Below are 24,262 nucleotides of genomic sequence, written 5' to 3' on the forward strand. Positions count from 1 at the left end.
CCGGCGTCGCGGGGCATACCTTGCCGCATGCACCTCGTGATCATCTCCGGCAGCGTGCGCGAAGGGCGTCGCAGTCATCGTGTGGCGGTCTACTTGCACCGAGCTGCCCTGTCAGTGGGCCATAGCGCCGAGGTCATCGACCTCAAGGCCTGCGATTTCCCGCTCTTCCGGGAACGCTTGCGCGAGCAACGCGAGCCCCTGCCGGAAGCGGTGGATTACGCCGCTCGTGTGGCGAAGGCGGACGGCGTGGTGCTGGTGACGCCGGAATACAACGGCGGCTACCCGGCGAGCGTGAAGAATGCCGTGGACCTGCTGGTGGATGAATGGAAACGGAAGCCGGTGGCCATCTGCACGGTAAGCAACGGCTCCTTCGGGGGCAATCAGGCGATCACCGCGCTCGTGTTCACGCTGTGGAAGGTCAAGGCCTGGGTGGTGGCCCATATGCCCGTCCCCCATGTGCAGGAGTCCTTCGACGAGGGCGGGGCCCCGGTGGATCCCGAGATCTGGGCCAAGCGCAGCGGCCAGCTGATCCAAGAACTGAGCTGGGCCATGGAAGCGCGCCGCCGCATGGAGGCCTAATCGTCGCCGGCGGTTCGCCGCCAACGATCATCTTTGGCGAAAGCGGCACCCCTTCGAATGGAACGGAACGGCGCGATGCCCATGGTGGTGCTCACCACGCTCTTCTTCATGTGGGGCTTCATGACGGTGATGAACGATGTTCTCATCCCGCACCTGCGCGGTGTCTTCCCCGAGATGCCGTGGTGGCAGACGCTGTCGGTGAACCTGTGCTTCTTCGGGGCCTACTTCGTGGGTTCACTGGCCTACTACCTGCGCTCCCTCGGCGGGGTGGACCCCATTGCACGCTTCGGATACAAGCGTGCGGTGGTGGCCGGTCTGCTGGTATCGGCGGTCGGCACGGCGCTCTTCGTGCCCGCCACCTACGGGCATGCGTTCGGTCCCTATCTGCTCGCCCTGTTCGTCCTCGGCCTGGGCTTCACGCTGCTGCAGATCGCGGCCAATCCCTTCGTGGCCATCATCGGCGACCCGGCCGGCGCCAGCAGCCGGCTGAACCTTGCCCAGGCCTTCAATTCCCTCGGCACCACGCTGGCGCCCCTCATCGGGGGCACGCTCATCTTCTCGGTGTTCAAGGGAGCCGACGCCGTGCGGTGGCCCTATGCGGCCTTCACGGGCCTTCTCCTGCTCCAGGCGGCGCTTGTCCTGGTCACCCGGCTGCCCGAGCCTCCTCCCTCGGTCGCCGCGCGGAGCCGAGCATGGCGGCATCCACAGCTTCGCTGGGGCATGGTGGCCATCTTCTGCTACGTGGGTGCGGAGGTGGCCATCGGCAGCCTGCTGATCAACTTCCTGAAGCTGCCGTCCGTGATGGCCATGCCCGAAGAAAGCGCCAAGCACTATCTCAGCCTCTACTGGGGAGGCGCCATGGCGGGCCGCTTCATGGGCGCGGTTGCGCTTGCCAAAGGAACATCCCGCATGAAGCGTTACGGGGGCATGCTGCTGCTGGCCGGAGCGATGTTCGCGCTGCTGGCCGCGCTCAATTCGAGCACCGGATTCGGCCTCCGGCATGCCTGGCCCATGGCCGTTCTCATCGGCGCGAACTTCCTGGCCTTCATCCTTGCCGGCCCCGATCCATCGCGGGCTCTGGGCCTATTCGCAGTTGCCGCCATGGTGCTGCTCGGCGCCGTCATCGGCATGCAGGGTGCCTGGGCCATGTGGGCCATCGTGGCCATCGGCTTGTTCAATTCCATCCTGTGGAGCAACATCTTCACGCAGGCGATCCAGGGCTTGGGCGATGACACCGCGCAGGGCTCCAGCCTGCTCGTGATGATGATCGTGGGCGGTGCACTGGTGCCTCCGCTGCAAGGGCTCATCATCGACTTGCTGGGCGCTGAGAGCCGCGCGGCACTGGGATTCCACATCAGCTTCATCCTGCCGCTCCTGTGCTACGCTTTCCTGGCCTGGTACGGCTTCAAGGGCTCCGAACGGGCTCCCAGCGCATGATCCTGGGAATCGACATCGGCGGCACCACCAGCAAGCTCGGCCTGGTGCGGAACGGCAAGGTGACGGCTCGCTCGCGCATCAGCACCACCGGCCATGCGGATGACCATGCCTTTGCCGATGCCCTTGCGCAAGAGGCCGCCGGACTGGCACGGGCGAATGCGGATGCCCCCCTGCAAGCCATCGGCATCGGGGCGCCCAACGCCAATCAGCTCACGGGCATCATCGAGATGGCGCCCAATCTGCCGTGGAAGCACGATGTCCCCCTTGCCCGGATGATGAGCGACCGCCTCGGCGTGCCTGCGACGCTGGGCAATGACGCGAATGCCGCAGCGCTGGGCGAATGGCGCTACGGTGCAGGCAAGGGCATCGACGACCTGCTGGTAGTGACGCTGGGCACCGGTGTAGGCAGCGGCTTCATCGTGAACGGCAGGCTGGTGCTCGGCAGCGCGGGCAACGCGGGTGAACTGGGGCATATGACCTTGATCCCTGGCGGCCGTGTTTGCACGTGCGGCAGGAAGGGCTGCCTGGAGGCCTATGTGAGCATCCGGGGCATGATTGCGACCTATGCGGAAGAGGGCGGCGCCGCCGGGCCAACCGACGTGAAGACCATCGCCGACCTGGCCAATGCCGGTGATGCAGCGGCCAAGGGGTGCTTCAGGCGCACCACGGAATGGCTGGCCATCGGATTGGCGAATGCGGTGTGCGCAACGGGGCCGAAGCGCATCGTGCTCTTCGGCGGCATCGCGCGCAACGGCGAGCTGCTCATGGCCCCGCTGCGCGAACGCTTCCACGCCAGCCTCCTCAACATCTACCAGGGCCGTGTGGACCTCACGGTATCTGCTTTGCCGGATGACGATGCGGCCTTGCTGGGGGCCGCTGCTCTCAGCACACTTTGAACATGACAATTGCCCATTCGCATCCCAACAATGCCGCAGGTCGACCCCCTGGGTCGACGCTACGGGCGGTCGCGACCATAATCTGGGGAATGACCGGGATCATCGGTGTCGCCCAACAATTTAACCCTGCCCGCGACCTCGTCAACCCTTTCATCGGCACCGGCGGCCACGGCCACACCTTCCCCGGCGCCTGCGTGCCCAACGGACTGGTGCAGCTCAGCCCCGATACGCGCCCCGATGGCCATAACGACTGGGACGGCTGCGGCGGCTATCATTACAGCGACAGCCTCATCTACGGCTTCAGCCACACGCACCTGAGCGGCACCGGGGTCGCAGACCTATGCGATGTGCTGCTGATGCCCATGAGCGGCGCATCCTCCACCGAACCGAAGCAGTACCGCTCCGGATTCCGCCATGGCGACGAGCAGGCCCATGCCGGCTACTACCGCGTTCAGCTGGCCAATGGGGTGCTGGCCGAGCTCACGGCCTCCGCACGGGTGGGCGTGCACCGGTACCGGTACCCGGCCGGTCTCGAGGCGAATGTGGTCATCGACCTGCGGCACCGCGACTTCCTGCAGGCCTCGAGCATCATACGTGCATCGGATAACGAGGTGGTCGGCGAGCGCCGGTCGGCATCCTGGGCCAAGGACCAGCGGCTCTTCTACTGCATGCGGTTCAGCAAGCCCTTCACGGCCCGACCGGGGCAAGGCACGCTCGCAGACCAGATCGATGCCACGCAGCGTTCCGAGGAGGTGCTCAGCTTCGGCGACCTGGGCGCGGAGCCGCTGATCGTCCGGGTCGGCATCTCCGCCGTGAGCATCGAGGGCGCGCGCAAGAACCTCGAATCCGAAGTGCCGCATTGGGATTTCGACCGCGTACGTGCCGAAGCCGAAGCCGCCTGGAACGCCAAGCTGAACAAGGTGCAGGTGAAGGGCGGAACCAAAGAGCAGCAACGGGCCTTCTACACCGCGCTCTACCACAGCTATGTGGCGCCGTACATCTTCAACGATGCGGATGGCCGGTACCGCGGCATGGATGGCGAGGTCCACAAGGCCGACCACAACGTGTACACCGTCTTCAGCCTATGGGACACCTTTCGCGCGCTGCACCCGCTGATGACGATCCTGGAGCCTAAGATGACCGAGGATTGGATCAGGACCTTCCTGCTGCATTACCAACAGGGTGGAAGGCTGCCCGTTTGGGAGCTCTGGGGCAACGAGACCGACTGCATGATCGGCTACCACAGCGTGAGCGTGATCGCCGACGCGTATGCGAAGGGCATCCGTGGCTTCGACACCAAGCTTGCGCTGGAGGCGATGGTGGCCAGCGCCGAGGCCGACCATTTCGGGCTGAAGGCCTACCAGGAGCGCGGCTACATCAGCAGCGAGGACGAGCCGGAGAGCGTGAGCCGCACGCTCGAGTACGCCTACGACGATTGGTGCATCGCAAGGTTCGCGGAGATGATCGGCGAGCAGGATGTCGCGCAGCGCTTCTACGCGCGCAGCCGCAACTGGCAGAACCTCTTCGACCCGGATACGCGCTTCTTCCGTGCCCGGCGCAACGGCGGCTTCATCCAGCCCTTCGACCCGTACGAGGTGAACTTCCATTTCACCGAGGCCAACGCGTGGCAATACGGCTTCTTCGTGCCGCATGACATGGACCGTTTCATGCAGCTCACGGGCGGCCCCAGCGGGTTGGCGCAGCGGCTCGATGCGCTCTTCACCGCGAAGGCACGGACAACCGGCCGCGAACAGAGCGACATCACCGGCCTCATCGGCCAATACGCGCACGGCAACGAGCCCAGCCACAGCTTCAGCTACCTCTACAACCTGAGCGACCGCCCCCTCAGCACAGATGTATTCGTGCGGCGGATCACGGAGCGCTTCTATACCGACTCGCCCGACGGCCTGATCGGCAACGAGGATTGCGGGCAGATGAGCGCTTGGCTGGTATGGAGCGCGCTCGGCCTCTACCCTGTCTGCCCCGGCAACCCCAGCTACACGATCGGCTGGCCCATCTTCGATGAGGCCGTCATCGACCTCGGAAACGGGAAGGGGTGGCACATGGCCACCGAGGTGCTGGGCAACGACCGGTCGCATGTGCAGTCCTTCGCGTGGGAAGGCAATGAGCCCGAGCCGTACCGCACGCTCGCCCACGATGCGCTTCGGCAAGGTGGCAAGCTGCGCTTCACGCTGGGTCCGCGCCCCGGCGGATCACCAGGCCGCTACATTCCGGAGTTCGACGATGCATGGACGCCCGTCCCCATCATCCAGGCCGCTGGCCAGAGCTTCAAGGACAGCCTGCTCGTATCCATCACGAGTAGCGATGAACGTGCTGCCATCGAGTTCCGCATCGACGAAAGTGAGCCCCGCCCCTATCAGGCGCCGTTCTGGGTGAAGGAGAGCTGCGCGGTCACGGCTATGGCATCGGTGCGCGGGCCGCGCGGGCAGCAGAACCGCATTCTCTCCAAGCCGGTTACCGCCCGCTACACCCGCTACGAAGGCGGCCGCACCATCACCTTGGAAAGCAACTACGCCAATGAGTACGCCGCCGGCGGCCCCAACGCCTTGATCGACGGCGTGCGCGGCGGCAATGATTTCCGCACGGGTGAATGGCAGGGCTATCGCGACCAGGACCTGGTGCTGCTGATCGACCTGGGCCGCCCGCAGAAGCTGAATCGCGTTGGCCTCAGCGTACTGCAGGACCAGAAGAGCTGGATCTGGCTGCCGAGCGAGGTCACCATCAGCGTGAGCGCGAACCAGCGGCAATGGAGCAGCGCCACCGTTACCCACGATGTGGACCGTCAGGTTGAAGGCAGCATCACCCGCGAGCTCTGGCGCCCGCTGGTCGGCCGCAAGGTGCGCTACATCGCCATTACGGCCAGGAACGCGGGCGTATGCCCCGATTGGCATCCCGGCAAAGGCGGCACCACCTGGATCTTCGCCGATGAGGTGCTGATCGAGTTGGAGCCGTAGCGCGGATCGGCGGCACACTCCTCCGCAAGCGGCAATTCGGTTCCTCAAGGGATAGCATAGGCTGAATTGGTGGTTGGCTCAAGGATGGCGCTGGCAGCCCTCACCTGCTTCACTTCCATCGCCTCCGGTTTCAGTAGAGGGAAAATGGCGCTTGTATTTAACCCATTGGTTTAATATGTTTGTCCTTTCATTACAGCATGGATCGACTCTCGCTCACTTTCTCCGCGCTCGCGGACCCAACACGCAGAGCGATCCTCTCGCGCCTGGTGAGCGGACCTGCCTCGGTGAACGAACTGGCGGCACCATTCGACATGAGCCTGCCTGCGGTGAGCAAGCACCTGAAGGTGTTGGAGCGCGCGCAGCTGATCAAACGCGGACGGGAAGCGCAGTGGCGGCCCTGTGAGCTGAAGGCCGAGCCGCTGAAGGAGGCCGATGCGTGGATCGAGCAGTACCGGGCGCTGTGGGAAGCACGTTTCGATCGGCTGGACGCATACCTGATGGAGCTGCAAGGCAAGAAACCACGGAAATGATGCGGCTGGAACAACTGCTGATCGACGAGCCAGTGGCCTCCCTGAGGCATGCACGTTCCGGTCAGTGTGGTGGTTCAGGCCTGGTATTCCATCGAGCCTACCACGCCTCGCCGGAATGGATCATGCGCCATTGGTTGGAGCCGAAACTGCGCGAACGCTGGCTGCCGCTCCCGCCGAATGCCCGGATGGTGCTGCTTGCGCAGGTCGTTCCCGCCTCCATCCGCGCGCATGTCACCGATGGAATCCACTCCGCCGGAATCGAATTGCTGCTAAGCGACGATGGCCCCATCACCTTGCTCCAACTCACCATCACACCGCACGAGCCCTTGACACGCGCCATGCTCATCGATGCCGGCTATGCCGATCGCTGGGAGGAGCTGCTCTATGCGCTTGCGGACGTGGTTATACCTTGAATCCATGGCATCAGCAGCACGACTCATCGGCGATCGCGAGATCATCATCACCCGCCATATTCGCGCACCGCAAGCCCTGGTGTGGAAGGCGTGCACGGAACCCGGGCACATCGATCTGTGGTGGGGGCCTGACGGCTTCACCAACCGCACCCTGCGCATGGATTTCCGCGTGGGCGGTGTATGGGAGTACACCATGACCGGTCCGGACGAGAAAGTCTGGCCCAACCTGATCACTTACCGGGAGATCGAGCCGATCAGCCGCTTGGCCTATGACCACGGCGATCCCGAGAACCCCAGGCAGTTCGAGGCCGAATTGCGCTTCGAGGAGCAGAACGGAGGAACCTTGGTGACGCTTCGGACCCTCTTTGCGTCCAAGGAAGCACGGGACTACGTGGTGGAGCATGTCGGTGCGATAGAGGGCGGAAAACAGACCTTGGCTCACTTGGACAAGTACACGAGCACATTAATGGTGCAGATCCCATGAGCAAGCAAGCCCTCTTCAACTTCATCGTCGCCAAGGGGGACAGGTCCATCATGGTCGAGCGCTCCTTCGCTGCGCCCTTGGACCTGGTGTGGAGCGCATGGACCGATCCGGCCATCCTTTGCCGGTGGTGGGCGCCTGCGCCTTACCGGTGCATCATCAAGTCGCTCGACTTCCGCGAAGGAGGCAAGTGGCTCTACTGCATGGAAGGCCCGCAGGGCGACCGGCACTGGTGCTACTTCCAGTACGAGACCATCACGCCGAAAAGCCACTTCACCGGGCATGACGCCTTTTGCAGCGAAGAGGGTGTGGCCAACGCCATGAAGCCGGCCACGCACTGGAGGAACCACTTCAGTGCGCATGAAGGCGGCACATTGGTGCGCATCCACATGAGCTTCGACTCATCGGAAGCCTTGGAGCAGATCATCCAAATGGGCTTTCGGGAAGGCTTCACGATGGGCTTGGAGCAGTTGGAGGAGATCTTCGCGAACACCACCTTCTACCACGGCACGAAGTCCGATCTGCGGGTGGGCGATCTGATAGAGCCCGGCTTCAATTCCAACTACGGCCAGCAGAAGACCGCCAAGTACGTGTACCTGACCGCCACCCTGGATGCCGCCACATGGGGTGCAGAGCTGGCCCAGGGCGAAGGGCGTGGCCGGATCTACATCGTGGAACCCACGGGCCATTTCGAGAACGACCCCAACCTCACGGACACTAAGTTCCCGGGGAATCCGACGCGCTCCTACCGCACCAAGGCCGCCTTGCGCGTGGTGGGCGAAGTAACGGAATGGCAAGGCCACCCCCCCGAACAACTCCAGGCCATGAAGGCCCACCTTGCACGTTTGAAGGAGCAGGGCATTGAAGCCATTGAGGATTAGGAGGCCACAAACCGGACCGCACATGAGCACCACCACCCGCATCACGATCACCGCCCACGTCAATAAACCCGTGGCCGACGTCTGGAGGATCTGGACCGATCCCGCGCACATCACCCAATGGAACGCCGCAAGCGATGACTGGCACTGCCCCAAGGCCAGCAACGACCTGCGCATGGGCGGATCGTTCAGCAGCACCATGGCGGCCAAGGATGGCAGCTTCAGCTTCGACTTCGCCGGGGTGTACGATGATGTGCAGCTCCATCGGCGCATCGCCGACACCATGAGCGATGGCCGCACCTGCCAGATCCTGTTCGAGGGGAAGGACGGCGGCACCATGGTGACCGAATCGTTCGATGCGGAATCGCAGAACCCGGTGGAGATGCAACGGGCCGGCTGGAAGGCCATCCTGGACCGCTTCAAAGCGTATGCGGAAGCGCAGGCGTGACGCATCACCTTACATCACGAACCTCATGAGCATCACGGTCGAGATCGTTCCCCACGGGGATAGCGCGATCCGCATCACGCGCACCTTCCTGGCACCGCGCACCGTGGTCTTCGATGCGATGACCACGGCCGACATGATGTTGAACTGGTTCCATGGCGCGACCGGCTGGACGCTTGTGCTGTGCGAGATCGACCTGCGGGTGGGCGGCACCTACCGATGGGTGTGGCGCAATGCCGACGGACAGGAGATGGGCATGGGCGGCATGTACAAGGAGATAGTCCGGCCCGAGCGCCTCGTGACCACGGAGAAGTTCGACCAAGCGTGGTATCCCGGCGAGGCCGTGGGAACGATGGTGCTGACCGAAGAGGGCGGAAGGACCTTGATGACCTTGACCGTTGAATATGAGTCACCGACGGCACGCGATGGTGTACTTGCCGCGGAATTGGGTGACGGGATGGAGATCGGCTACCAGCGCCTCGATCGGTTCCTATTGCAACGCTGATCCATCATGAACGCCCGCTTCGACCCTGCCGTGAACGCTTTGCTGGATGCGCACGATCACCCCTTGCGCAAGGAGATCGACATGCTGCGCAGCATCATCCTCGGCGTCGACAGGTCGATCGAGGAGGGTGTGAAATGGAACACGGCCAGCTTCAGGACCCATGAGTGGTTCGCTACGCTGAACGGCCCGAAGCAGGTGAAGGAACCGATGCTGATCCTGCATGCGGGCGCCAAGGCCAAAGGCCTCGTCCTGAAGGACCGGATCCCCGATCCGGAAGGCCTGATCAAATGGCTTGGAACCGACCGCGCGCGGATCGCTTTCCGAAACGCAACGGACATCACCTCGAACAAGAACGCCCTGCGCGCCATCATCAGCGCCTGGGTCAAGCTCATCTGACCATGATCACCACACCCGAGATCGTCACCACCACCGAGCAGCCTGCCGCCACCATTCACCTGGTGATTCCAAGCATGGAGATGCCCCAGCACATGGATCCCGCCATCCAGGAGGTCATCGTGCTCCTGGGCGAACAGGGCCAACAGCCCGCCGGGCCGATGTTCAGCTATCACCATCGCCGTCCCAGTGACACCTTCGACTTCGAGATCGGCTTTCCCGTGGTGAAGCCTGTTCAGGAGAAAGGCCGTGTGAAGAACAGCGCCCTGCCCGCAGGAAAGGTCGTGCGGGCTGTTTATCAGGGTCCATACGAGCGGCTCGGCGATGCCTGGCGAGCAATGCAGGACTGGGTGCGCGCGCAGAAGCTTCCGGAGAGTGGGCGGTTCTATGAGCGTTACCTGAACAACCCCGATGAGGTGAAGCATCCGAAGGACTACCTCACGGAACTGAACTGGGTGATTGCCTGACGAGCATGGCCATGGAACGTATCGAGGCCTACCTGATCCGGCTTCCCGCGGCCCAGCGCAAAGCCCTCCAAGCGCTGCGCAAGCAGATCCTCAGCGCTTTGCCCGGGATCGAGGAGCACTTCGGCTATGGCATGCCGGCATTCAGGTACCGCGGGCATCCGCTCCTGTACATCGGTGCGGCAAAGGAGCATTGCGCGCTCTATGGCAACGTTCCAGCCGCATTCAAGGAGGACCTCAAGGGATTCAAGACCAGCAAGGGAGCCGTTCGATTCACGCCCGAGAAACCGCTGCCTGCCGGGCTTGTGAACGCCATCGTGCAATCGAAGGCCGCGGATATCGAGGCACGATGGCCTTCTCACGCCCCTGGGAAAGGATGACCACCAACCGTTCCAGTTACATCCGGCGCGACGCACAGGACAGTGCATCGCCCCCTGGTCGTTTTACGCTGCCCACGCACGCAGGCCAGAGCAGCCTGGCTAGGCCTTCAGGGGCTCCAGTTGCAGCACACGTTTGAGCACTTCAACAGCCCTGTCTACCTCTGCCACGGTGGTGTATCGGCTGAAGGAGAACCGGATGTTCGCGCCCGGCCGCTCGGGATAGAGGGCGGCGAGCACATGGCTGCCCTTGTTGCTGCCGCTGCTACAGGCGCTCCCGCCGCTGCAGGCCACGCCCTCGATGTCGAGGTTATAGAGCAGCATCTCGCTGCGGCCGTCGTCAGGGAAGCGCACGTTGAGCACGGTATAGAGCGCATCCTCGCCCGGATCGCCATTGAACCCCACGCCCGGTATCTCCGCCTGAAGGCGCTGCATCATGCGCGCCTTCAGGCCCTGCACATGCCGGTGATGGCCTTCGAGGTCCTCGTAGGCGAGTTCCATCGCCTTCGCCAGTCCCACGATGCCCGCGATGTTCTCGGTGCCGGCGCGCATGTTGCGCTCCTGGGAGCCCCCGAGGATCATCGGCTTCAGGCCGGCGCGGCTGCGCATGTAGAGGAACCCCGTGCCTTTCGGGCCATGGAACTTGTGCGCGGCACAGGTGATGAAGTCCACAGGCGTGCACTCCAGATCGAAGCGGTAGTGGCCCATCGTCTGAACGGTATCGCTGTGGAAGAGCGCCCCGTAACGATGGCAAAGGCCGCCGATCGCATGCAGATCGATGCGCGTTCCGATCTCGTTGTTGGCGTGCATGAGCGAAACGAGCACCCCCTGCCCCTGGGTGTCCTTAAGCAGGTTCTCCAGGTGTCCGAGGTCCGGCTTGCCGTCCGCCTCGAGCTTCACCCAGTGCACCTCGGCGGTACCGGCATCGCCGATGGCGTGGGCCGTGAGTTCCACCGCATGGTGCTCAATGGCACTGGTGATGATGTGCTTGACGCCCAGGTCGCGCACGGCTCCGTGCAATACCATGTTGTCCGCCTCGGTGCCGCCGCTGGTGAAGATGATCTCGCCCGGAGCGCAATGCAGGAGCCTGGCGATGGCCCTTCGTGACTGCTCCACCGCAGCGCGCGTGGCACGCCCGTAGGAGTGAATGGCCGAGGGATTGCCGAAGTGGTCGCGCAGGTAGGGCACCATGGCCTCGAAGACCTCAGGGGCCAATGGCGTGGTGGCGGCGTTGTCCAGGTAGATGCGTTCCATGAGGGCCGGCGAAGTTACCGGGAAGGGGCCGTGGTTGCAGCGATCCCGCGTAGCTCGTTGATGATCCGGCCGGCCAGGGCATCGGCTTCGGCCATGGTGGCGGCCTCGGCGTAGATGCGGATGATCGGCTCGGTATTGCTGCGGCGCAGGTGCACCCAGGTGGTCCCGAACTCGATGCGGAGGCCATCCACGGTGGAATGCGGCTGTGCGGCATGGCGAACGGCCATGGCGTCCACGAGGCCCTGAACATCCATGCCCGGCTCCAACTCGATCTTGTTCTTGCTGATGAAGTAGTCGGGGTAGGAACGGCGCAGCCCCAGGGCGCTCTTGCCGCTCCTGGCGAGCCCGGTGAGGAAGAGGGCGATGCCCACGAGCGCATCGCGGCCGTAGTGGAGCTCGCCGAGGATGACGCCGCCATTGCCCTCGCCGCCGATGGCTGCCCCCACGGCGCGCATCGTTTCAACCACGTTCACCTCGCCCACGGCGCTGGCGTGCCGCTTCCGGCCATGGCGGGCGGCGATGTCGTCCAGCGCCCGCGTGCTGCTCAGGTTGCTCACCGTATCCCCCGTGCGGTGGGCCAGCACATGGTCGGCACATGCCACCAGGGTGTACTCCTCGCCGAAGAGGCTGCCATCCTCGCACACCAGCGCGAGCCGATCCACATCAGGGTCCACCGCGATGCCCAGGTGGGCCTTCTCACGGACAACGGCCCCGCACAGGTCGGCCAGGTGCTCCGGCAACGGCTCGGGGTTGTGCGGGAACCGGCCATCAGGCTCGCAATGGATGCGGATCACCTCCACGCCTAGCCGCTCAAGCAGCTCCGGAACCGCGATGCCGCCAACACTATTCACAGCGTCGAGCACCACCCGGTAGCCCTTGCTCGCCACGGCGGCCGCGTCAACCAGGTCGAGAGCGAGGATCGCCTCGATGTGGCGGCGGGTCCATGTGCCATCATTCCGCACGGTTCCGAGTTCCTCCACCCCGGCTGCGCTCCAGTCATCCTCCTCCGCGATGCGCAGCAGCTCCGCACCTTCAGCGGCGCTGATGAACTCGCCGCGCGCATTCAGCAGCTTCAGCGCGTTCCATTGGGAGGGGTTGTGGCTGGCGGTGAGGATGATGCCCCCGATGGCGCCTTCGCCCGGCACGGCCATCTCCACGGTGGGCGTCGTGACCAAACCCAGGTCCACCACATCGATGCCCATGCCCATCAGCGTTCCCCGCACCAGTTCGGCTGCCATGGGGCCGCTCATCCGGGCATCCCTTCCCAGGACCATCAAGGGCCTCGCCTGATGCGTCCGCCCCTTGCGCATGAGCGCCGCGAATGCCGCGGTGTACCGCGTGATGTCGAGGGGGGTGAGCCCAGTGCCGGGAGCGCCTCCGATGGTGCCGCGGATGCCGGAGATGGAGCGGATGAGGGTCATGGTTGGAGTGGTGGCTGCAAAACTACCGGCTCGAATGGTGGCGCGGATGGCTGAGGGTCAGCCGCATGCACGCCTTCCTGTTCATAAGCGTCAGCGCAGCGGGGCGCCCCCGCAGGCGTTCCGCTATTTTTGTGCGGCAAGGCCGCATGGCCCAACCATGAACGACGGAACGCCCCCCCTGCCGGACCGAGACCATCAGCGCGGTTGCGTGCAACGGTACGAGGACATGATCGCCCGGAACGGGAAGGCCTACTTCGATGTGGAGGAGCTCGAGCTCATCATCGACCACTACCTCGAGGAGAACGAGCCGCGGCGTGCGAAAGAAGTGCTCGACTTCGCGAAGGCCCAGCATCCTGGATCGCTGGACCTGATGTTCAGCGAAGCAGTGGTGCTCATGAACCTGGGACGCCTGAACAAGGCGCTGGAGGTCCTCGATGCCATCGGGAAGCTGGAGCCCTTCAATGAAGAGGTGCACCTGCACAAGGCAGGGATCTACAGCCAGCTGCGGAACTACCGCCGGGCCGTGGAGCACTACAAACGAGCGCTCGACCTCGCGGATGAGGGCCGTGACGAGATCCTGGTGGACCTTGCCTTCGAGTACGAGAACCTCAACGCCCACGAGCAGGCCATCGCCCACCTGAAGGAGGCCTTGGAGATCAATCCGGAGAACGAGGCGGCGCTGTACGAGCTCGCCTATTGCTTCGAGCTCACGGATGCGCATCAGGCGTCGGTGGCCTACTTCCGCCAATTCACCAACGAGCACCCCTACAGCTTCGTGGCCTGGTTCAACCTGGGCAACGCGCTGGCGCGGCTCGACCGGCTGGCCGAGAGCAATGAAGCGCTGGACCTCTGCCTCGCGATCGATGAGCGATTCACCTCCGCCTTGTTCAGCAAGGCCCGCAACCTGCTGGTGATGGGCGAGTACCAGCAGGCCATCGACTGCTACCAGGAGGCACTGGCCAACGAAGGGCCGCAGGCCGTCACCTTCAGCTACATCGGCGAGTGCTATGAGAAGATGGAGCGCTATGAGCAGGCACTGATCCACTACGACCAGGCTCTGGCGCTCGACCCCAACTGGGTGGATGCCTGGATCGGGCGCGGCGTGGTGAAGGACATGCAAGGGCGCTTGGCCGAGTCCGTGAAGGACCTCGAGGTGGCTGTGAAGCTCGCACCGGATCATGGCGATGCCTGGTTCTACTTCGCCAATGCCCTCGGGCGCGCGGAGCGCTACGAGGAATCATTGGCGGCCTATGCCCGGCTCAATGCGCTGGAGCCCGAGAACCTCGATGGATGGCTGGACCACGCCGACCTGCTGCTGACCGTGAAAGGGCCTGAAGCAGCCCTGAAGAAGCTGCGGGAAGGTGCACAGGTCCATCAGCTCCATCCCCGCTACCGGTACCGCTTGGTGAGCTACCTGCTCCGGCTGGGCCAGGAGCAACAGGCGCTGCTTGAGCTGGAGGAGGCCCTTATGGCCGAATACGCCGGGCACCGCCAGCTGCTTGAGCATTATCCACAGGCGGCGGCCATGCCGCAGGTGATACACCTGCTGGAACTCTACAAGCAATGAATTACACCTTGTCGCACATCCCCGTACGGACGAAGCAGCCGCGCGATGAGGGACTTACGATGGTGATGGATAAAGGCCTGTCCCTGCGGCAGGTGGACGACCTCATTGAAAGCAGCGGTGCGCTGATGGACCTGGTGAAGCTCGGCTTCGGGACGTCCTTCATCACCCCCAAGCTGAAGGAGAAGGTCAAGCGGTACCAAGATGCCGGAATCAGGGTCTACCTCGGAGGCACGCTCTTCGAGGCCTTCGTGGCGCGCGGTCAATACAAGGACTACCGCAAGCTGGTGGATCAGCTGAAGCTCGACACGGTGGAGGTCAGTGATGGGTCCATCAGCATGTCCGCCAAGGAGAAGTGTAAGTACATCAGCGAGCTGGCCAAGCACTTCACTGTGCTCAGCGAAGTGGGCAGCAAGGAGAGCGGCATCCTTATCAGCCCTTCGAAATGGGTGACCATGATGCGGTCCGAGCTCGACGCCGGCAGCTGGAAGGTCATTGCCGAGGCCCGCGAGAGCGGAACCGTCGGCATCTATCGGCCGAGCGGGCACGCCCATACCCAGCTGGTGAGCCGTATCCTGGCCAAGGTGGCGGCCAAGGACATCCTGTGGGAAGCGCCGCAGAAGTCGCAGCAGGTATGGTTCATCAAACAGCTGGGCGCCAATGTGAATCTGGGCAACATCGCAAGCGACGAAGTGATTGCGTTGGAGACCCTCCGACTGGGCCTGCGCGGCGACACCTTCTTCCAATACCTGCCGGAATCCGTGGCGGAGAAGCTGCGACAGGTGAAGAGCGAGTCCTGACTCCATGCACCGGCATCCCAATCCATCGGCCGGCTAAACCGGCCCGAAACGCATCCGAATGAAGGAGATCACCTGCGAAGAGCTGAAACGCCTGCGTGCCGAGGGGACGCCCCATCAATTGATCGACGTCAGGGAGCCATACGAAGCCGAGGCCTGCGGCATCGGCGGAACGCTCATTCCTATGGGCGAGGTGATCGAGCGCCGTGCTGAGATCCGCACGGATGTCCCGGTCATCCTGCATTGCCGCAGCGGCAATCGCGCGGCGGCGGTCATTCAAGCCCTCGAGTCGCGATACGGCTTCAGCGGCCTTCTCCACCTCAAGGGGGGCATCCAGGCGTGGTCAGCCGAGGTGGAAGCCCTCCATTGCGATTGAACATGGACCTGCGCTCACGCATCAAGCTCTACCTGAAAGGAATGGCCATGGGCGCTGCGGACGTGGTGCCCGGCGTTTCGGGCGGGACCATCGCCTTCATCTCCGGCATCTATGAGGAACTCCTCTCCTCCATCCGGTCCATCGGTCCCGATACGCTGACCGTGCTTCGGCGGCAAGGGTTGAAGGCTGCCTGGCGGCAGGTGAACGGCGATTTCCTCCTCACCCTCGTGGCCGGCATCGGTACCAGCATCCTGCTCCTGGTGCGTCCCATCACCTGGGCGCTTCAGCACGAGCCGGTGCTCATCTGGAGCTTCTTCTTCGGCCTGATCGCCGTGAGCGTGTGGCTGTGCGGGAAGCTGGTGAGGCAGTGGGGAACCGGCCCCGTCGTGGGAGGCATCATCGGCACGTCCATCGCGGTGGGCATCGGGCTCATGAGCGCTGGCACCGCGCCCGACAGCCTCCTCTTCTATTTCATCGCCGGTGCCATCGCCATCTGCGCCATGATCCTGCCCGGCATCAGCGGCTCCTTCATCCTGCTGCTCCTGGGCGCCTACCTGCCGGTGATGACCGCGCTGAAGACCTTGAACCTGCCGGTGATCGTGGTCTTCGCCGCCGGATGCCTCTTCGGGCTAGCCGCCTTCTCGCGCCTGCTCAACTGGATGTTCCAGCGCCACCACGACCTCACCGTCTCCACCCTTACAGGCTTCCTGCTGGGTTCGCTCACCATCATCTGGCCGTGGAAGGAGGTGGTGAGTACCCGCGTGGTGCATGCCGGCGGCCCCGATGAGCACTTGGAGCCCTTCCTCACGCGCAATGTCTGGCCAGGGGATTATGCCACGCTCACCGAGATTGACCGCCTGCTGGGTGTGACCGCGAAGGACCCGAACATACTGGGAGCCGCCCTCCTTGCGTTGCTGGGCGCGGCGCTGCTCCTATTCCTGGAGCGCTTCGCACCGCCCCGCGCATGATCCGGTACGGCCTCATCGGCAAGTCCCTCGCCCATTCCTTCAGCCAGCGCTGGTTCACGGAGAAGTTCGCCCGCGAGGGCCTTGCCCACCATCGCTACGACCTCTTCGAGCTCAGTTCCATCGAGGAACTGCCGGTCCTGGTCCGGGATACGCCCGGGCTCCGCGGCCTGAATGTGACCATCCCGTACAAGCAGGCCGTTATTCCCCTGCTGCATGGCCTTGACCCGTTGGCGGCCGCCGTTGGCGCGGTGAACGCCATCCGCATCGAGGATGGCCGGCTCGTGGGCCGCAACACGGACGTGGCGGGATTCCGAAGCACGCTGCTTCCACTGCTGGGGGAGCGACGGCCGCGCGCCTTGGTGCTCGGCACCGGAGGTGCCAGCCGCGCGGTGGCGTATGTGCTCAAGGAACTGGGCATCAGGTTCAGGGCGGTGAGCCGGAGCGCACAGCGCGGCGACCTCACCTACGACCTGCTGGAGCCCATCGTGGTGGACGTGTGCAAGCTCATCATCAACGCCACGCCGGTGGGCATGTACCCCGCAACGGAAGAACGGCCTGAACTGCCCTACGCGGCCATCGGCCCGGATCATGTCCTCATCGACCTGGTGTACAATCCGCCGGAGACCGCGTTCCTACGGGCGGGGCGTGCGCGCGGGGCAGTTACCGCCAATGGCCAAGCGATGCTGGAGGCGCAAGCCGAAGAGGCCTGGCGGTTCTGGAATCCCTGACCGGTCAGCCTTCGAGCCGCCGCGATTTCAGGTCCACGTATTCGCTCAGCACATGCGGATTGCGGGCCACCTCTATCCATTCCACCTGGTTCCAGCCCAGGCGTATCCATACCTCGCAGAAGAAGCCCGCCCCCCTATCGGGCCCCATGCGATAGAGGTGAACGCAGTGGCCGATATGCCTGCGGGATCCGAGGTGTTCGCCCTGCGCGCGTACGGCTTCGAGTCGCTGCCGGCGATTCAAGCGGATGAAGGCCTCCTCGGTCATGGCGAGGATTCAGCGTGAGAGCGCGCGCACCACCATCACCCCGATGCAGAACAGGAAGAGCAGGATGCTGATGCGGTTGATCCCGTGCATGAAGCGCAGGTTGAAGTCGGCCTTGCTCTTACCGAGCAGGGTGGCGGGGTTCAGGTAATAGAGCAGCCGCTTGAGGAACATGGGGTGAAGGTAGGTGGAGGGGTGACGTGGCTGAAGGGTTGGCAGGCGCCAATTCCGGAACCTCAACCCGCGTGGGCGCGGAACGGTTCGCTTCCCGGTCCTCAATCCAGCGTGAAGCGCAGCCCGAGGAACCAGCGTCGGCCCTGCAGGGGCGCGTACATGTACGAGGCGTCGAAGGTGTGGCCGTGCGGGTTCGCCACCTGGTCATCAACCGACCGATCGAAGGGGTCGAAGGGCCGCATCAACGGGTCCTGCGGCACGAAGTCGAGCACGTTCTTCGCCCCGCCGTAGAGCTCAAGACGATTGTTGAGGCGGTGCTTCACCTGCAGGTTGATCAGCGTATACCATGGCGAATACGCCGGACGGAAGTCGTTGGGCTGCACCGGCAGGCGCATGGGGCCGTACCACTGGCCGGTCAGGTCGACGCTGAGGCGGCGCGGCAGCTCCTGGCTCAACGCGAAAGTGCCCTGCCAGCCCGGCGCGAAGTACTGGTCCTCACGTTTGGCGCCCTCCACGGTGTGCACGTCCATCCACGTGGCTCCCGCATTGGCCCTGAAGCCGCGGCCAAGGCGTGCCTCCACATTGAGGCTGATGCCCTGCGCGATCCCGTGGCCGTCGAGGTTGCGGTACAGGATGAGGTCCGGGTCGGTGTCGTAGTCCGGCAGGATGCGGTTGCTGAAGCGCGTGAAGAAGAGGGAGGCGTCGAGGCCGATGGAGCGCATCTCCCCGGTCCACTTGCGGACGGCATTGAGCGTTGCGTTCCACGAGCGCTCGGGCAGCAGGTCCTCGGTGATTACCACCTTACGCGCGCCCGTGAGCGCCGCATGGTCCTCGGTGAAGAGGTTCACCACCCTGTAGCCCGTGCCCGCGTTCGCGCGCAGGGTGAACCGGCCGGAGGGCGCGAACTTGTACGCGAGACGCGGTGACTGCACCAGGCCATGGTCGCGATCGTGATCGAGGCGGTAACCCATGAGCAGTACGCTCCGGTCGGTAACCGACCACTCATCCTGCAGGAAGATCCCGGGCAACGGCCGCCGCTCGGGGCTGTTTCGTACCTGTGGTGCCTCGCCGATCGCGGTGGCCGGGGTGTTGTCATCATAAAAGGTGCTCCGGTACGCCAGGCCTGCGAGCATATGGTGCCGAGCGGCACGGCGGTGCCTCCAGTACAGCTGACCGAAGAACACGCGCTGCACGGCATCGTAGGGCGTGGTGCCATACCAGCTGTCCTGATGATGCCCGTTGGCCGAGACCTGCAGCATCACCTGCCCAGGTACCGGCAACTGATACTGGCCGATGAGTTCCCAGCGCCGCGTGGCGATGGTCTCGCCGTAGATGCTGTCGCCCCCGGCGAAGGCCGGTGCCCAGTCCATCTCCCCGCCCCAGCGGTCCTCACCCACCACGCGCATCGCTAGGCTGGCCAGCCGCTTGTCGGGACGCTGCAGGGTGAGCTTCTCGAAGATGGAGAACCGCTTCTGCAGGGTGATATCGGTGAAGCCGTCGCTGTTCTCGTCGCGCGCCTTGTCGTACAGGTAACTGTTGATGCCCGTGAGGCTGCGCAGCCTCCCCTTGCCGAGTGCGAAGCCCAGATCGGTGTGGTGCTCCTGCCACGAGGTGGTCATCAGGTCGATGCTGAGGCGCGGGGCCAGCACGGGGTCCTTGGTGATCACGTTGATGATGCCGCCCATGGCCTCGCTGCCATAGAGGGCGCTGCCCGGCCCCTTCACCACCTCCACGCGCTCGATGAGGCTGGTGGGGATGCCGCTCAGCCCGTACACCGTGCTCAACCCGCTCACGATGGGCATGCCGTCGATGAGCACGAGGGTGTAAGGGCCCTCCATGCCGTTGATGTGTATATCGCCGGTGTTGCACACGCTGCAGTTCAGTTGGGGGCGCACGCCGTTCACCATCCCCACGGCATCGAGCAACGCAGGCCCCGGGTTCTTCCGGAAGAGCGCAGGCGTGATCACCTCCACGGGCACGGGGCTGGCATCGCGCGACACAGGGGCCATGGTACCGGACACCACCACCTCTTCCAGCTCCGCAGCCGCGGGTTCGAGCACGATCACCGCCGCCTCATCGGCCGCCTGCACCGTGAGCGAGCGCCTGCGGTAGCCCACCGCGCTCACCGCCAGGCGCACCGGGCCGCAGGGAAGCGCCTCCAACATGAAACGGCCCTGGGCATCGGCCGCCGTGCCGCGCGACCGGCCCTCCAGCGCGATGCTGGCGAAGGGCACCGGGCCCTCCGGGCCGCGCACCGTGCCGCGCACCGTGCATTGGCCCGATACCCACACCGGGATGAGGCAGGGAAGGAGGGCGGCCCACCGGAACATGCGGCGAAGGTAATCCCATTTTTAGACATATCTAATTTTCATATACCTTTGCGCCGCATGCTCACCCGCAGCGAGGAGGACCACCTCAAGGCCGTGCACGCGCTCCTGCAGGAGGGGGACCGCGCGCTCACGAAGGACATCGCCGCGCGGCTGCGCACCAAGGCCAGCAGCGTCACCGACATGCTGAAGCGGCTGGCGGGGAAGAAGCTGCTGAGGCACGAGCCCTACTACGGGGCGCGGCTCACCGCGACTGGCGAGGCCATCGCGCTGCAGCTGGTGCGCCGGCACCGCCTGTGGGAGACCTTCCTCGTGGAGCGGCTCGGCTTCGGCTGGGACGAGGTGCATGAGGTGGCCGAGCAGATGGAGCATGTGGCCAGCGAGCAGCTCATCGACAAGCTCGACGCGTACCTCGGCCATCCGGCCTTCGACCCGCACGGCGACCCCATACCGGACAGGCATGGCCGGATCCGCGCGCGCAAGACGGTGCGGCTCAGCAGCTGCGCGCAGGGCCGCACCGTGCGCATCGCGGCGGTGAGCGAGACCACGGATGGGCTGCTGCGGCTGCTCGACGCGAAGGGGCTCCGCATCGGCAGCGTGCTCACCATCCAGGACGTGCACGCCTATGATGGCAGCATGGACGTGAAGCCCCGCAGCGGGGCCGCCTTCAGCCTCAGCAAGGATGTGAGCCATCACCTGCAAGTGGAACCCGCATGAAGGACCTGCTCGATTTCTTCCAGCGCATCGACCCGGTGCATGCCGCGGTGCTGGCCACCACCTTCACCTGGCTGGTCACCGCCTCCGGCGCCGCGGTGGTCTTCCTCTTCAAGGACCTGCCCCGCAAATGGCTCGATGGCATGCTGGGCTTCACCGGCGGCGTGATGATCGCCGCGAGCTACTGGAGCCTGCTCGCGCCCAGCATCGCTCTCAGCGAGCGCATGGGGCTCCTTCCCTGGCTCCCGCCGGCCATCGGCTTCGCGCTGGGCGCCCTCTTCATCTTCGTGCTGGACCGCTACGTGCCGCACCTGCACATCAACTTCGACCCCAGCGCCAGCGAAGGCGTGCGCACCCAGTGGCGCCGCACCACGCTCCTCATCCTGGCCATCACGCTGCACAACATCCCTGAGGGCCTGGCCGTGGGCGTGCTCTTCGGCGGCGTGGCGGCGGGACTGCCGGAGGCCACCATCGGCGGCGCCGTGGCCCTGGCCATCGGCATCGGGCTGCAGAACTTCCCCGAGGGCATCGCCGTGAGCATGCCGCTTCGGCGCATGGGCCTTTCCCGCAGGCGCAGCTTCTGGTACGGCCAGCTCAGCGCCATCGTGGAGCCCGTGGCGGGCTTCGTGGGGGCGGTGGCCGTCCTGCACATGCAGGTGGTGCTGCCCTACGCGCTGGCCTTCGCGGCGGGCGCCATGATCTATGTGGTGGTGGAGGAGGTGATCCCCGAGACGCAGCAGGACAGGCACACCGACCTCGCCACCCTGGGCTTCATCGGCGGCTTCATCGTGATGATGGTGCTCGATGTGGCGCTCGGCTGAGCGCATCGGGCTAGCTTCGCGCCACCCGCGTGCCGGTTGCAGCCGGCAACCGCTCACCCATGGCCGGCCAGCACATCGATATCAGGAACCGGAAAGCGGAGTTCGAGTACCACCTGCTCGACCGCTTCGAGTGCGGGCTGGTGCTCATGGGCAGCGAGATCAAGAGCATCCGTGCGGGCGGAGCGAGCATCAACGAGGCGTTCTGCGTATTCGCCGGGGACGAGCTGGTGGTGCGGAACATGCAGGTGAACCCCTACGGCACGGCGGTGCATTACGTGCATGAGCCCAAGCGGGACCGGAAGCTGCTGCTGCATCGCACGGAGCTCAACAAGCTGCGGCGCAAGCTCAAGGATGCCGGTATCACCATCGTTCCGGTGCGCCTCTTCATCAATGAGCGCGGCCTGGCCAAGCTGGAGGTGGCCCTCGCCAAGGGGAAGAAGGCCTTCGATAAGCGCGAGAGCATCAAGGCCCGCGATGTGAAGCGCGACCTGGAACGCGAGGGCTGATGGATTGGCGCGCCCACATTGCCCGGTATGGCGATGCCCCCTGGCCCGGCGCCCCATGGGCCCGCTGGAGCCTGGTGGGCCTGCTGGCCTTGGGGGCCATTCTCCGCTTCTGGGACCTGCCCCACCTTCCCTATACGCATGACGAGCTCAGCGCACTGGTGCGCCTCTACCCCACCCTTTCCGAGACCATCACCACGGGCGTAGCGGCGCTGGACACCCATCCGCCCGGTGTGCAGGTCTTCGAGTGGCTGTGGACGCGCATCTTCACCATGGAGGAGGCCGATGTGAAGCTGCCATTCATCCTCATGAGCCTGGCCGCCATCGCCCTGCTCTACCGCTTCTCCATGGCCTGGACGGGTGAAGGGGCGGCCGTGGTGCTGTCGGCGCTCATGACGGTCCTGCAGTACGCGGTCTTCTACGGTCAGCTTGCGCGGCCCTATGCTGCCGGGCTTTTCACAACAGCCCTCCTGGCCGACCAGCTCACGCGGCATCTGGCCTCCGGCAGCCGGCGAACGCTCGTTGGTGCTGGGCTGGCCGCCGTGCTCAGCGCCTACACCCACCATTTCGCGCTGCTCCTCGCTGCGCTGATGGCCGGCAGCGTCTTGCTGCTGATCCCACGGGAGCGACGCAAGGCCTATGGGTTGATGTGCGGTGCGGTGGTGCTGGCGTACCTGCCGAACCTGCCCATCTTCCTGAAGCAGCTGCGCCAGGGCGGATTGAGCGGCTGGCTGCCACCGCCCGATGGCGGCTGGCCGGTCCGGTACGCGTCATACCTGTCGCATGATGATGGCATGCTGGCAACGGTGATGCTCGTCGGCGTTGCGGCATCGCTGTTCCTTACCGTGCGCCATGGTGGCGCATCCGGACCGGCCCGCTGGTTGCTCCCGCTCTGGGGGGGCGCACCGCTCATCATCGGCTATGCTTACTCGGTCTGGCGCGCCCCGGTACTGCAGTACTCCGTCATCCTGTACTCATTCCCTTACCTCGCGCTCTTCCTCCTCCAGGGCTTGCGCCACCTCGAGCGCCGTGGCGCACTGACCGTGATGTTCATGCTCGCGGCGGTGGGCACGGCCTCCCTGGCACAGCAACGCAAGCACTTCGTGGTCAACTACCACTCCACGTACGAGGCCATCCTGCGCACCGCAATGGACGTCCACCGTGAAGCGGGCGCCGAGGGATCGCTGCTGCTGATCGATGCGCCCGCGCACCTGACCGGATTCTATCAACGGCTCTGGGGCGGCGAGGCCGCAGCGCTCCCGCTCGTGAACATCCGCGAGGGCTGGAGCGCAGGCCGCCTTGACTCCCTGCTCTCCGCGAACGGCAGCAAGCAGGTGGTATACGGCCGCAGCAATGGAGCGGTGGCCGAGCATGCCGCGCTCATCCAGCACCGGTTCCCACGGCTGGTGGATCGCCGGGACTTCGCGGAGGGCCAGGTGTTCCGGTTCGCGTCCCTCCCGGTTCCCATGCAATGGTTCGACCGTGATACGGTAGCCCATATCGGAACCCATCGCCTTGGCCCATGGCGTGTGGATGAATGGCTGCCGCGCCTGCCCGAGGCCGGATGGGACTACACCGGGTTCGAGTTCGGCATCGCCATCGACCTGCCCTTGGATAGCCTGGTGCAGCACCGGGACGACCACCTGGAGCTGATTGCCGTGGTGGACGGTTTCGTGCCGGGGACAAGGGCCTCGATCGTGGCGGATGTCCGTCAGGCGGACAGCACCGTGTTCTACCGCACCGGAGACCTGGATGCCGGCCACCGCCCCGACGGCCCCGTGGCCATGGTCGTTGCCATCAGCCCCGGGGATCTCGAGGACCATCGGCCCGGACGCGTCCTCCGTGCTTATGTGTACTCGCCGGACAAGGCACCGCTCCGCATCAGAAGCGTTACGCTGATGCGCCGGACCTGGAATCCGCTGCGCGACGCGGTGCTGCGCCCCATCCCCTGGCTCGGGCGCTTTCCCCCTGAATGAGCGA

Annotated in this window: 27 protein-coding genes and 1 pseudogene; 23 read left to right on the forward strand and 5 right to left on the reverse strand. The window is 64.8% G+C overall.

Features of this window, described 5'->3' with window-relative positions:
• Nucleotides 1-27 precede the first annotated feature (27 nt).
• The 14 genes and pseudogenes from QY325_04565 (at nt 28) to QY325_04630 (ending at nt 10,376) form a co-directional block, all read left to right on the forward strand.
• Entirely contained in the window at nt 28-579 is a 552-nt protein-coding gene (locus tag QY325_04565; GenBank protein ID WKZ67201.1) for an NADPH-dependent FMN reductase, read from the forward strand.
• Nucleotides 580-636: 57 nt separating this feature from the next.
• Nucleotides 637-2,016: a sugar MFS transporter gene (locus tag QY325_04570; protein ID WKZ67202.1), complete on the forward strand. Its 1,380-nt coding sequence runs from the start codon at nt 637-639 to the stop codon at nt 2,014-2,016.
• Complete coding sequence (locus QY325_04575) at nt 2,013-2,912, forward strand: ROK family protein (GenBank protein ID WKZ67203.1); 900 nt, start codon at nt 2,013-2,015, stop codon at nt 2,910-2,912. The genes QY325_04570 and QY325_04575 overlap by 4 nt, the downstream gene beginning before the upstream one ends.
• An 89-nt stretch (nt 2,913-3,001) precedes the next feature.
• Nucleotides 3,002-5,887, forward strand: a complete 2,886-nt coding sequence (locus QY325_04580; protein WKZ67204.1) for a GH92 family glycosyl hydrolase — start codon at nt 3,002-3,004, stop codon at nt 5,885-5,887.
• 197 nt (nt 5,888-6,084) lie between these two features.
• Nucleotides 6,085-6,417 (forward strand): metalloregulator ArsR/SmtB family transcription factor, encoded by a 333-nt coding sequence (locus tag QY325_04585; GenBank protein WKZ67205.1) that lies wholly within the window; start codon nt 6,085-6,087, stop codon nt 6,415-6,417.
• 122 nt (nt 6,418-6,539) lie between these two features.
• Entirely contained in the window at nt 6,540-6,830 is a 291-nt protein-coding gene (locus QY325_04590; protein ID WKZ67206.1) for a hypothetical protein, read from the forward strand.
• 4 nt (nt 6,831-6,834) lie between these two features.
• A complete protein-coding gene (locus QY325_04595) occupies nt 6,835-7,314 on the forward strand; it encodes an SRPBCC domain-containing protein (protein ID WKZ67207.1) in 480 nt (159 codons plus the stop codon).
• A 50-nt stretch (nt 7,315-7,364) separates the two neighbouring features.
• Nucleotides 7,365-7,784 (forward strand): annotated as a pseudogene (locus QY325_04600) (SRPBCC domain-containing protein).
• A complete protein-coding gene (gene arr / locus QY325_04605) occupies nt 7,767-8,192 on the forward strand; it encodes an NAD(+)--rifampin ADP-ribosyltransferase (GenBank protein ID WKZ67953.1) in 426 nt (141 codons plus the stop codon). The pseudogene QY325_04600 and the gene arr overlap by 18 nt, the downstream one beginning before the upstream one ends.
• Nucleotides 8,193-8,214: 22 nt before the next feature.
• Entirely contained in the window at nt 8,215-8,637 is a 423-nt protein-coding gene (locus QY325_04610) for an SRPBCC family protein (protein ID WKZ67208.1), read from the forward strand.
• A 25-nt stretch (nt 8,638-8,662) separates the two neighbouring features.
• Nucleotides 8,663-9,139, forward strand: a complete 477-nt coding sequence (locus QY325_04615; protein ID WKZ67209.1) for an SRPBCC family protein — start codon at nt 8,663-8,665, stop codon at nt 9,137-9,139.
• A 6-nt stretch (nt 9,140-9,145) separates the two neighbouring features.
• A complete protein-coding gene (locus tag QY325_04620) occupies nt 9,146-9,535 on the forward strand; it encodes a DUF1801 domain-containing protein (GenBank protein ID WKZ67210.1) in 390 nt (129 codons plus the stop codon).
• A 2-nt stretch (nt 9,536-9,537) separates the two neighbouring features.
• A complete protein-coding gene (locus tag QY325_04625; GenBank protein WKZ67211.1) occupies nt 9,538-9,999 on the forward strand; it encodes a GyrI-like domain-containing protein in 462 nt (153 codons plus the stop codon).
• A gap of 5 nt (nt 10,000-10,004) precedes the next feature.
• Complete coding sequence (locus QY325_04630) at nt 10,005-10,376, forward strand: DUF1801 domain-containing protein (GenBank protein ID WKZ67212.1); 372 nt, start codon at nt 10,005-10,007, stop codon at nt 10,374-10,376.
• Between the two features lie 99 nt (nt 10,377-10,475).
• On the opposite strand, the gene QY325_04635 is transcribed toward QY325_04630, so the two are convergent.
• Nucleotides 10,476-11,627, reverse strand: coding sequence for a cysteine desulfurase family protein (locus tag QY325_04635; protein WKZ67213.1), 1,152 nt, complete (start codon nt 11,625-11,627; stop codon nt 10,476-10,478).
• A 14-nt stretch (nt 11,628-11,641) separates the two neighbouring features.
• Nucleotides 11,642-13,048 carry a phosphoglucosamine mutase gene (gene glmM, locus QY325_04640; GenBank protein ID WKZ67214.1) on the reverse strand — a complete coding sequence of 469 codons (1,407 nt, stop codon included), beginning with the start codon at nt 13,046-13,048 and terminating at the stop codon, nt 11,642-11,644.
• 226 nt (nt 13,049-13,274) lie between these two features.
• Between glmM and QY325_04645 the strand changes: the two genes are divergently transcribed.
• The 5 genes from QY325_04645 to QY325_04665 are packed head-to-tail and all read left to right on the forward strand — an operon-like array spanning nt 13,275 to nt 17,481.
• Nucleotides 13,275-14,615 (forward strand): tetratricopeptide repeat protein, encoded by a 1,341-nt coding sequence (locus QY325_04645; protein WKZ67215.1) that lies wholly within the window; start codon nt 13,275-13,277, stop codon nt 14,613-14,615.
• The gene (locus QY325_04650) at nt 14,612-15,412 is read left to right on the forward strand and encodes a phosphosulfolactate synthase (protein WKZ67216.1); all 801 of its coding nucleotides are present in this window, start codon (nt 14,612-14,614) and stop codon (nt 15,410-15,412) included. Before QY325_04645 ends, QY325_04650 begins: the two co-directional genes overlap by 4 nt.
• A 58-nt stretch (nt 15,413-15,470) precedes the next feature.
• Nucleotides 15,471-15,785, forward strand: coding sequence for a rhodanese-like domain-containing protein (locus tag QY325_04655; GenBank protein WKZ67217.1), 315 nt, complete (start codon nt 15,471-15,473; stop codon nt 15,783-15,785).
• A gap of 2 nt (nt 15,786-15,787) precedes the next feature.
• The gene (locus tag QY325_04660; protein WKZ67218.1) at nt 15,788-16,753 is read left to right on the forward strand and encodes a DUF368 domain-containing protein; all 966 of its coding nucleotides are present in this window, start codon (nt 15,788-15,790) and stop codon (nt 16,751-16,753) included.
• Nucleotides 16,750-17,481, forward strand: coding sequence for a shikimate dehydrogenase (locus QY325_04665; GenBank protein ID WKZ67219.1), 732 nt, complete (start codon nt 16,750-16,752; stop codon nt 17,479-17,481). The genes QY325_04660 and QY325_04665 overlap by 4 nt, the downstream gene beginning before the upstream one ends.
• Before the next feature lie 4 nt (nt 17,482-17,485).
• Here QY325_04665 and QY325_04670 read toward each other — a convergent pair whose 3' ends face one another.
• From QY325_04670 to QY325_04680, 3 genes are all read right to left on the reverse strand, one after another.
• The gene (locus QY325_04670) at nt 17,486-17,629 is read right to left on the reverse strand and encodes a hypothetical protein (protein WKZ67220.1); all 144 of its coding nucleotides are present in this window, start codon (nt 17,627-17,629) and stop codon (nt 17,486-17,488) included.
• 126 nt (nt 17,630-17,755) lie between these two features.
• Entirely contained in the window at nt 17,756-17,917 is a 162-nt protein-coding gene (locus QY325_04675; protein ID WKZ67221.1) for a hypothetical protein, read from the reverse strand.
• A 101-nt stretch (nt 17,918-18,018) separates the two neighbouring features.
• Nucleotides 18,019-20,247: a TonB-dependent receptor gene (locus tag QY325_04680; GenBank protein ID WKZ67222.1), complete on the reverse strand. Its 2,229-nt coding sequence runs from the start codon at nt 20,245-20,247 to the stop codon at nt 18,019-18,021.
• Nucleotides 20,248-20,304: 57 nt separating this feature from the next.
• Here QY325_04680 and QY325_04685 point away from each other — a divergent pair, with 57 nt between their 5' ends.
• Genes QY325_04685 through QY325_04700 form a run of 4 tightly spaced genes read left to right on the forward strand, consistent with a single transcriptional unit; the run spans nt 20,305 to nt 24,258 of the window.
• The gene (locus tag QY325_04685; protein ID WKZ67223.1) at nt 20,305-20,961 is read left to right on the forward strand and encodes a metal-dependent transcriptional regulator; all 657 of its coding nucleotides are present in this window, start codon (nt 20,305-20,307) and stop codon (nt 20,959-20,961) included.
• The gene (locus tag QY325_04690) at nt 20,958-21,779 is read left to right on the forward strand and encodes a ZIP family metal transporter (GenBank protein ID WKZ67224.1); all 822 of its coding nucleotides are present in this window, start codon (nt 20,958-20,960) and stop codon (nt 21,777-21,779) included. The genes QY325_04685 and QY325_04690 overlap by 4 nt, the downstream gene beginning before the upstream one ends.
• A 59-nt stretch (nt 21,780-21,838) precedes the next feature.
• On the forward strand, nt 21,839-22,285 hold the full coding sequence (gene smpB, locus QY325_04695; protein WKZ67225.1) for an SsrA-binding protein SmpB: 447 nt from the start codon (nt 21,839-21,841) through the stop codon (nt 22,283-22,285).
• Nucleotides 22,285-24,258 (forward strand): glycosyltransferase family 39 protein, encoded by a 1,974-nt coding sequence (locus QY325_04700; GenBank protein WKZ67226.1) that lies wholly within the window; start codon nt 22,285-22,287, stop codon nt 24,256-24,258. Before smpB ends, QY325_04700 begins: the two co-directional genes overlap by 1 nt.
• Nucleotides 24,259-24,262: the final 4 nt, after the last annotated feature.

It is taken from the genome of Flavobacteriales bacterium, assembly GCA_030584065.1.
GTDB lineage: Bacteria > Bacteroidota > Bacteroidia > Flavobacteriales_F > PHOS-HE28 > PHOS-HE28.

Excerpts from the sequence above, each read along its gene's own strand:
- QY325_04565 (WKZ67201.1), top strand. The coding sequence starts at position 28 with ATGCACCTCGTGATCATCTCCGGCAGCGTGCGCGAAGGGCGTCGCAGT.
- QY325_04570 (WKZ67202.1), top strand. The coding sequence starts at position 637 with ATGGAACGGAACGGCGCGATGCCCATGGTGGTGCTCACCACGCTCTTC.
- QY325_04575 (WKZ67203.1), top strand. The coding sequence starts at position 2,013 with ATGATCCTGGGAATCGACATCGGCGGCACCACCAGCAAGCTCGGCCTG.
- QY325_04580 (WKZ67204.1), top strand. The coding sequence starts at position 3,002 with ATGACCGGGATCATCGGTGTCGCCCAACAATTTAACCCTGCCCGCGAC.
- QY325_04585 (WKZ67205.1), top strand. The coding sequence starts at position 6,085 with ATGGATCGACTCTCGCTCACTTTCTCCGCGCTCGCGGACCCAACACGC.
- QY325_04590 (WKZ67206.1), top strand. The coding sequence starts at position 6,540 with ATGCGCCATTGGTTGGAGCCGAAACTGCGCGAACGCTGGCTGCCGCTC.
- QY325_04595 (WKZ67207.1), top strand. The coding sequence starts at position 6,835 with ATGGCATCAGCAGCACGACTCATCGGCGATCGCGAGATCATCATCACC.
- arr (WKZ67953.1), top strand. The coding sequence starts at position 7,767 with ATGGGCTTGGAGCAGTTGGAGGAGATCTTCGCGAACACCACCTTCTAC.
- QY325_04610 (WKZ67208.1), top strand. The coding sequence starts at position 8,215 with ATGAGCACCACCACCCGCATCACGATCACCGCCCACGTCAATAAACCC.
- QY325_04615 (WKZ67209.1), top strand. The coding sequence starts at position 8,663 with ATGAGCATCACGGTCGAGATCGTTCCCCACGGGGATAGCGCGATCCGC.
- QY325_04620 (WKZ67210.1), top strand. The coding sequence starts at position 9,146 with ATGAACGCCCGCTTCGACCCTGCCGTGAACGCTTTGCTGGATGCGCAC.
- QY325_04625 (WKZ67211.1), top strand. The coding sequence starts at position 9,538 with ATGATCACCACACCCGAGATCGTCACCACCACCGAGCAGCCTGCCGCC.
- QY325_04630 (WKZ67212.1), top strand. The coding sequence starts at position 10,005 with ATGGCCATGGAACGTATCGAGGCCTACCTGATCCGGCTTCCCGCGGCC.
- QY325_04635 (WKZ67213.1), bottom strand. The coding sequence starts at position 11,627 with ATGGAACGCATCTACCTGGACAACGCCGCCACCACGCCATTGGCCCCT.
- glmM (WKZ67214.1), bottom strand. The coding sequence starts at position 13,048 with ATGACCCTCATCCGCTCCATCTCCGGCATCCGCGGCACCATCGGAGGC.
- QY325_04645 (WKZ67215.1), top strand. The coding sequence starts at position 13,275 with ATGATCGCCCGGAACGGGAAGGCCTACTTCGATGTGGAGGAGCTCGAG.
- QY325_04650 (WKZ67216.1), top strand. The coding sequence starts at position 14,612 with ATGAATTACACCTTGTCGCACATCCCCGTACGGACGAAGCAGCCGCGC.
- QY325_04655 (WKZ67217.1), top strand. The coding sequence starts at position 15,471 with ATGAAGGAGATCACCTGCGAAGAGCTGAAACGCCTGCGTGCCGAGGGG.
- QY325_04660 (WKZ67218.1), top strand. The coding sequence starts at position 15,788 with ATGGACCTGCGCTCACGCATCAAGCTCTACCTGAAAGGAATGGCCATG.
- QY325_04665 (WKZ67219.1), top strand. The coding sequence starts at position 16,750 with ATGATCCGGTACGGCCTCATCGGCAAGTCCCTCGCCCATTCCTTCAGC.
- QY325_04670 (WKZ67220.1), bottom strand. The coding sequence starts at position 17,629 with ATGGGGCCCGATAGGGGGGCGGGCTTCTTCTGCGAGGTATGGATACGC.
- QY325_04675 (WKZ67221.1), bottom strand. The coding sequence starts at position 17,917 with ATGTTCCTCAAGCGGCTGCTCTATTACCTGAACCCCGCCACCCTGCTC.
- QY325_04680 (WKZ67222.1), bottom strand. The coding sequence starts at position 20,247 with ATGTTCCGGTGGGCCGCCCTCCTTCCCTGCCTCATCCCGGTGTGGGTA.
- QY325_04685 (WKZ67223.1), top strand. The coding sequence starts at position 20,305 with ATGCTCACCCGCAGCGAGGAGGACCACCTCAAGGCCGTGCACGCGCTC.
- QY325_04690 (WKZ67224.1), top strand. The coding sequence starts at position 20,958 with ATGAAGGACCTGCTCGATTTCTTCCAGCGCATCGACCCGGTGCATGCC.
- smpB (WKZ67225.1), top strand. The coding sequence starts at position 21,839 with ATGGCCGGCCAGCACATCGATATCAGGAACCGGAAAGCGGAGTTCGAG.
- QY325_04700 (WKZ67226.1), top strand. The coding sequence starts at position 22,285 with ATGGATTGGCGCGCCCACATTGCCCGGTATGGCGATGCCCCCTGGCCC.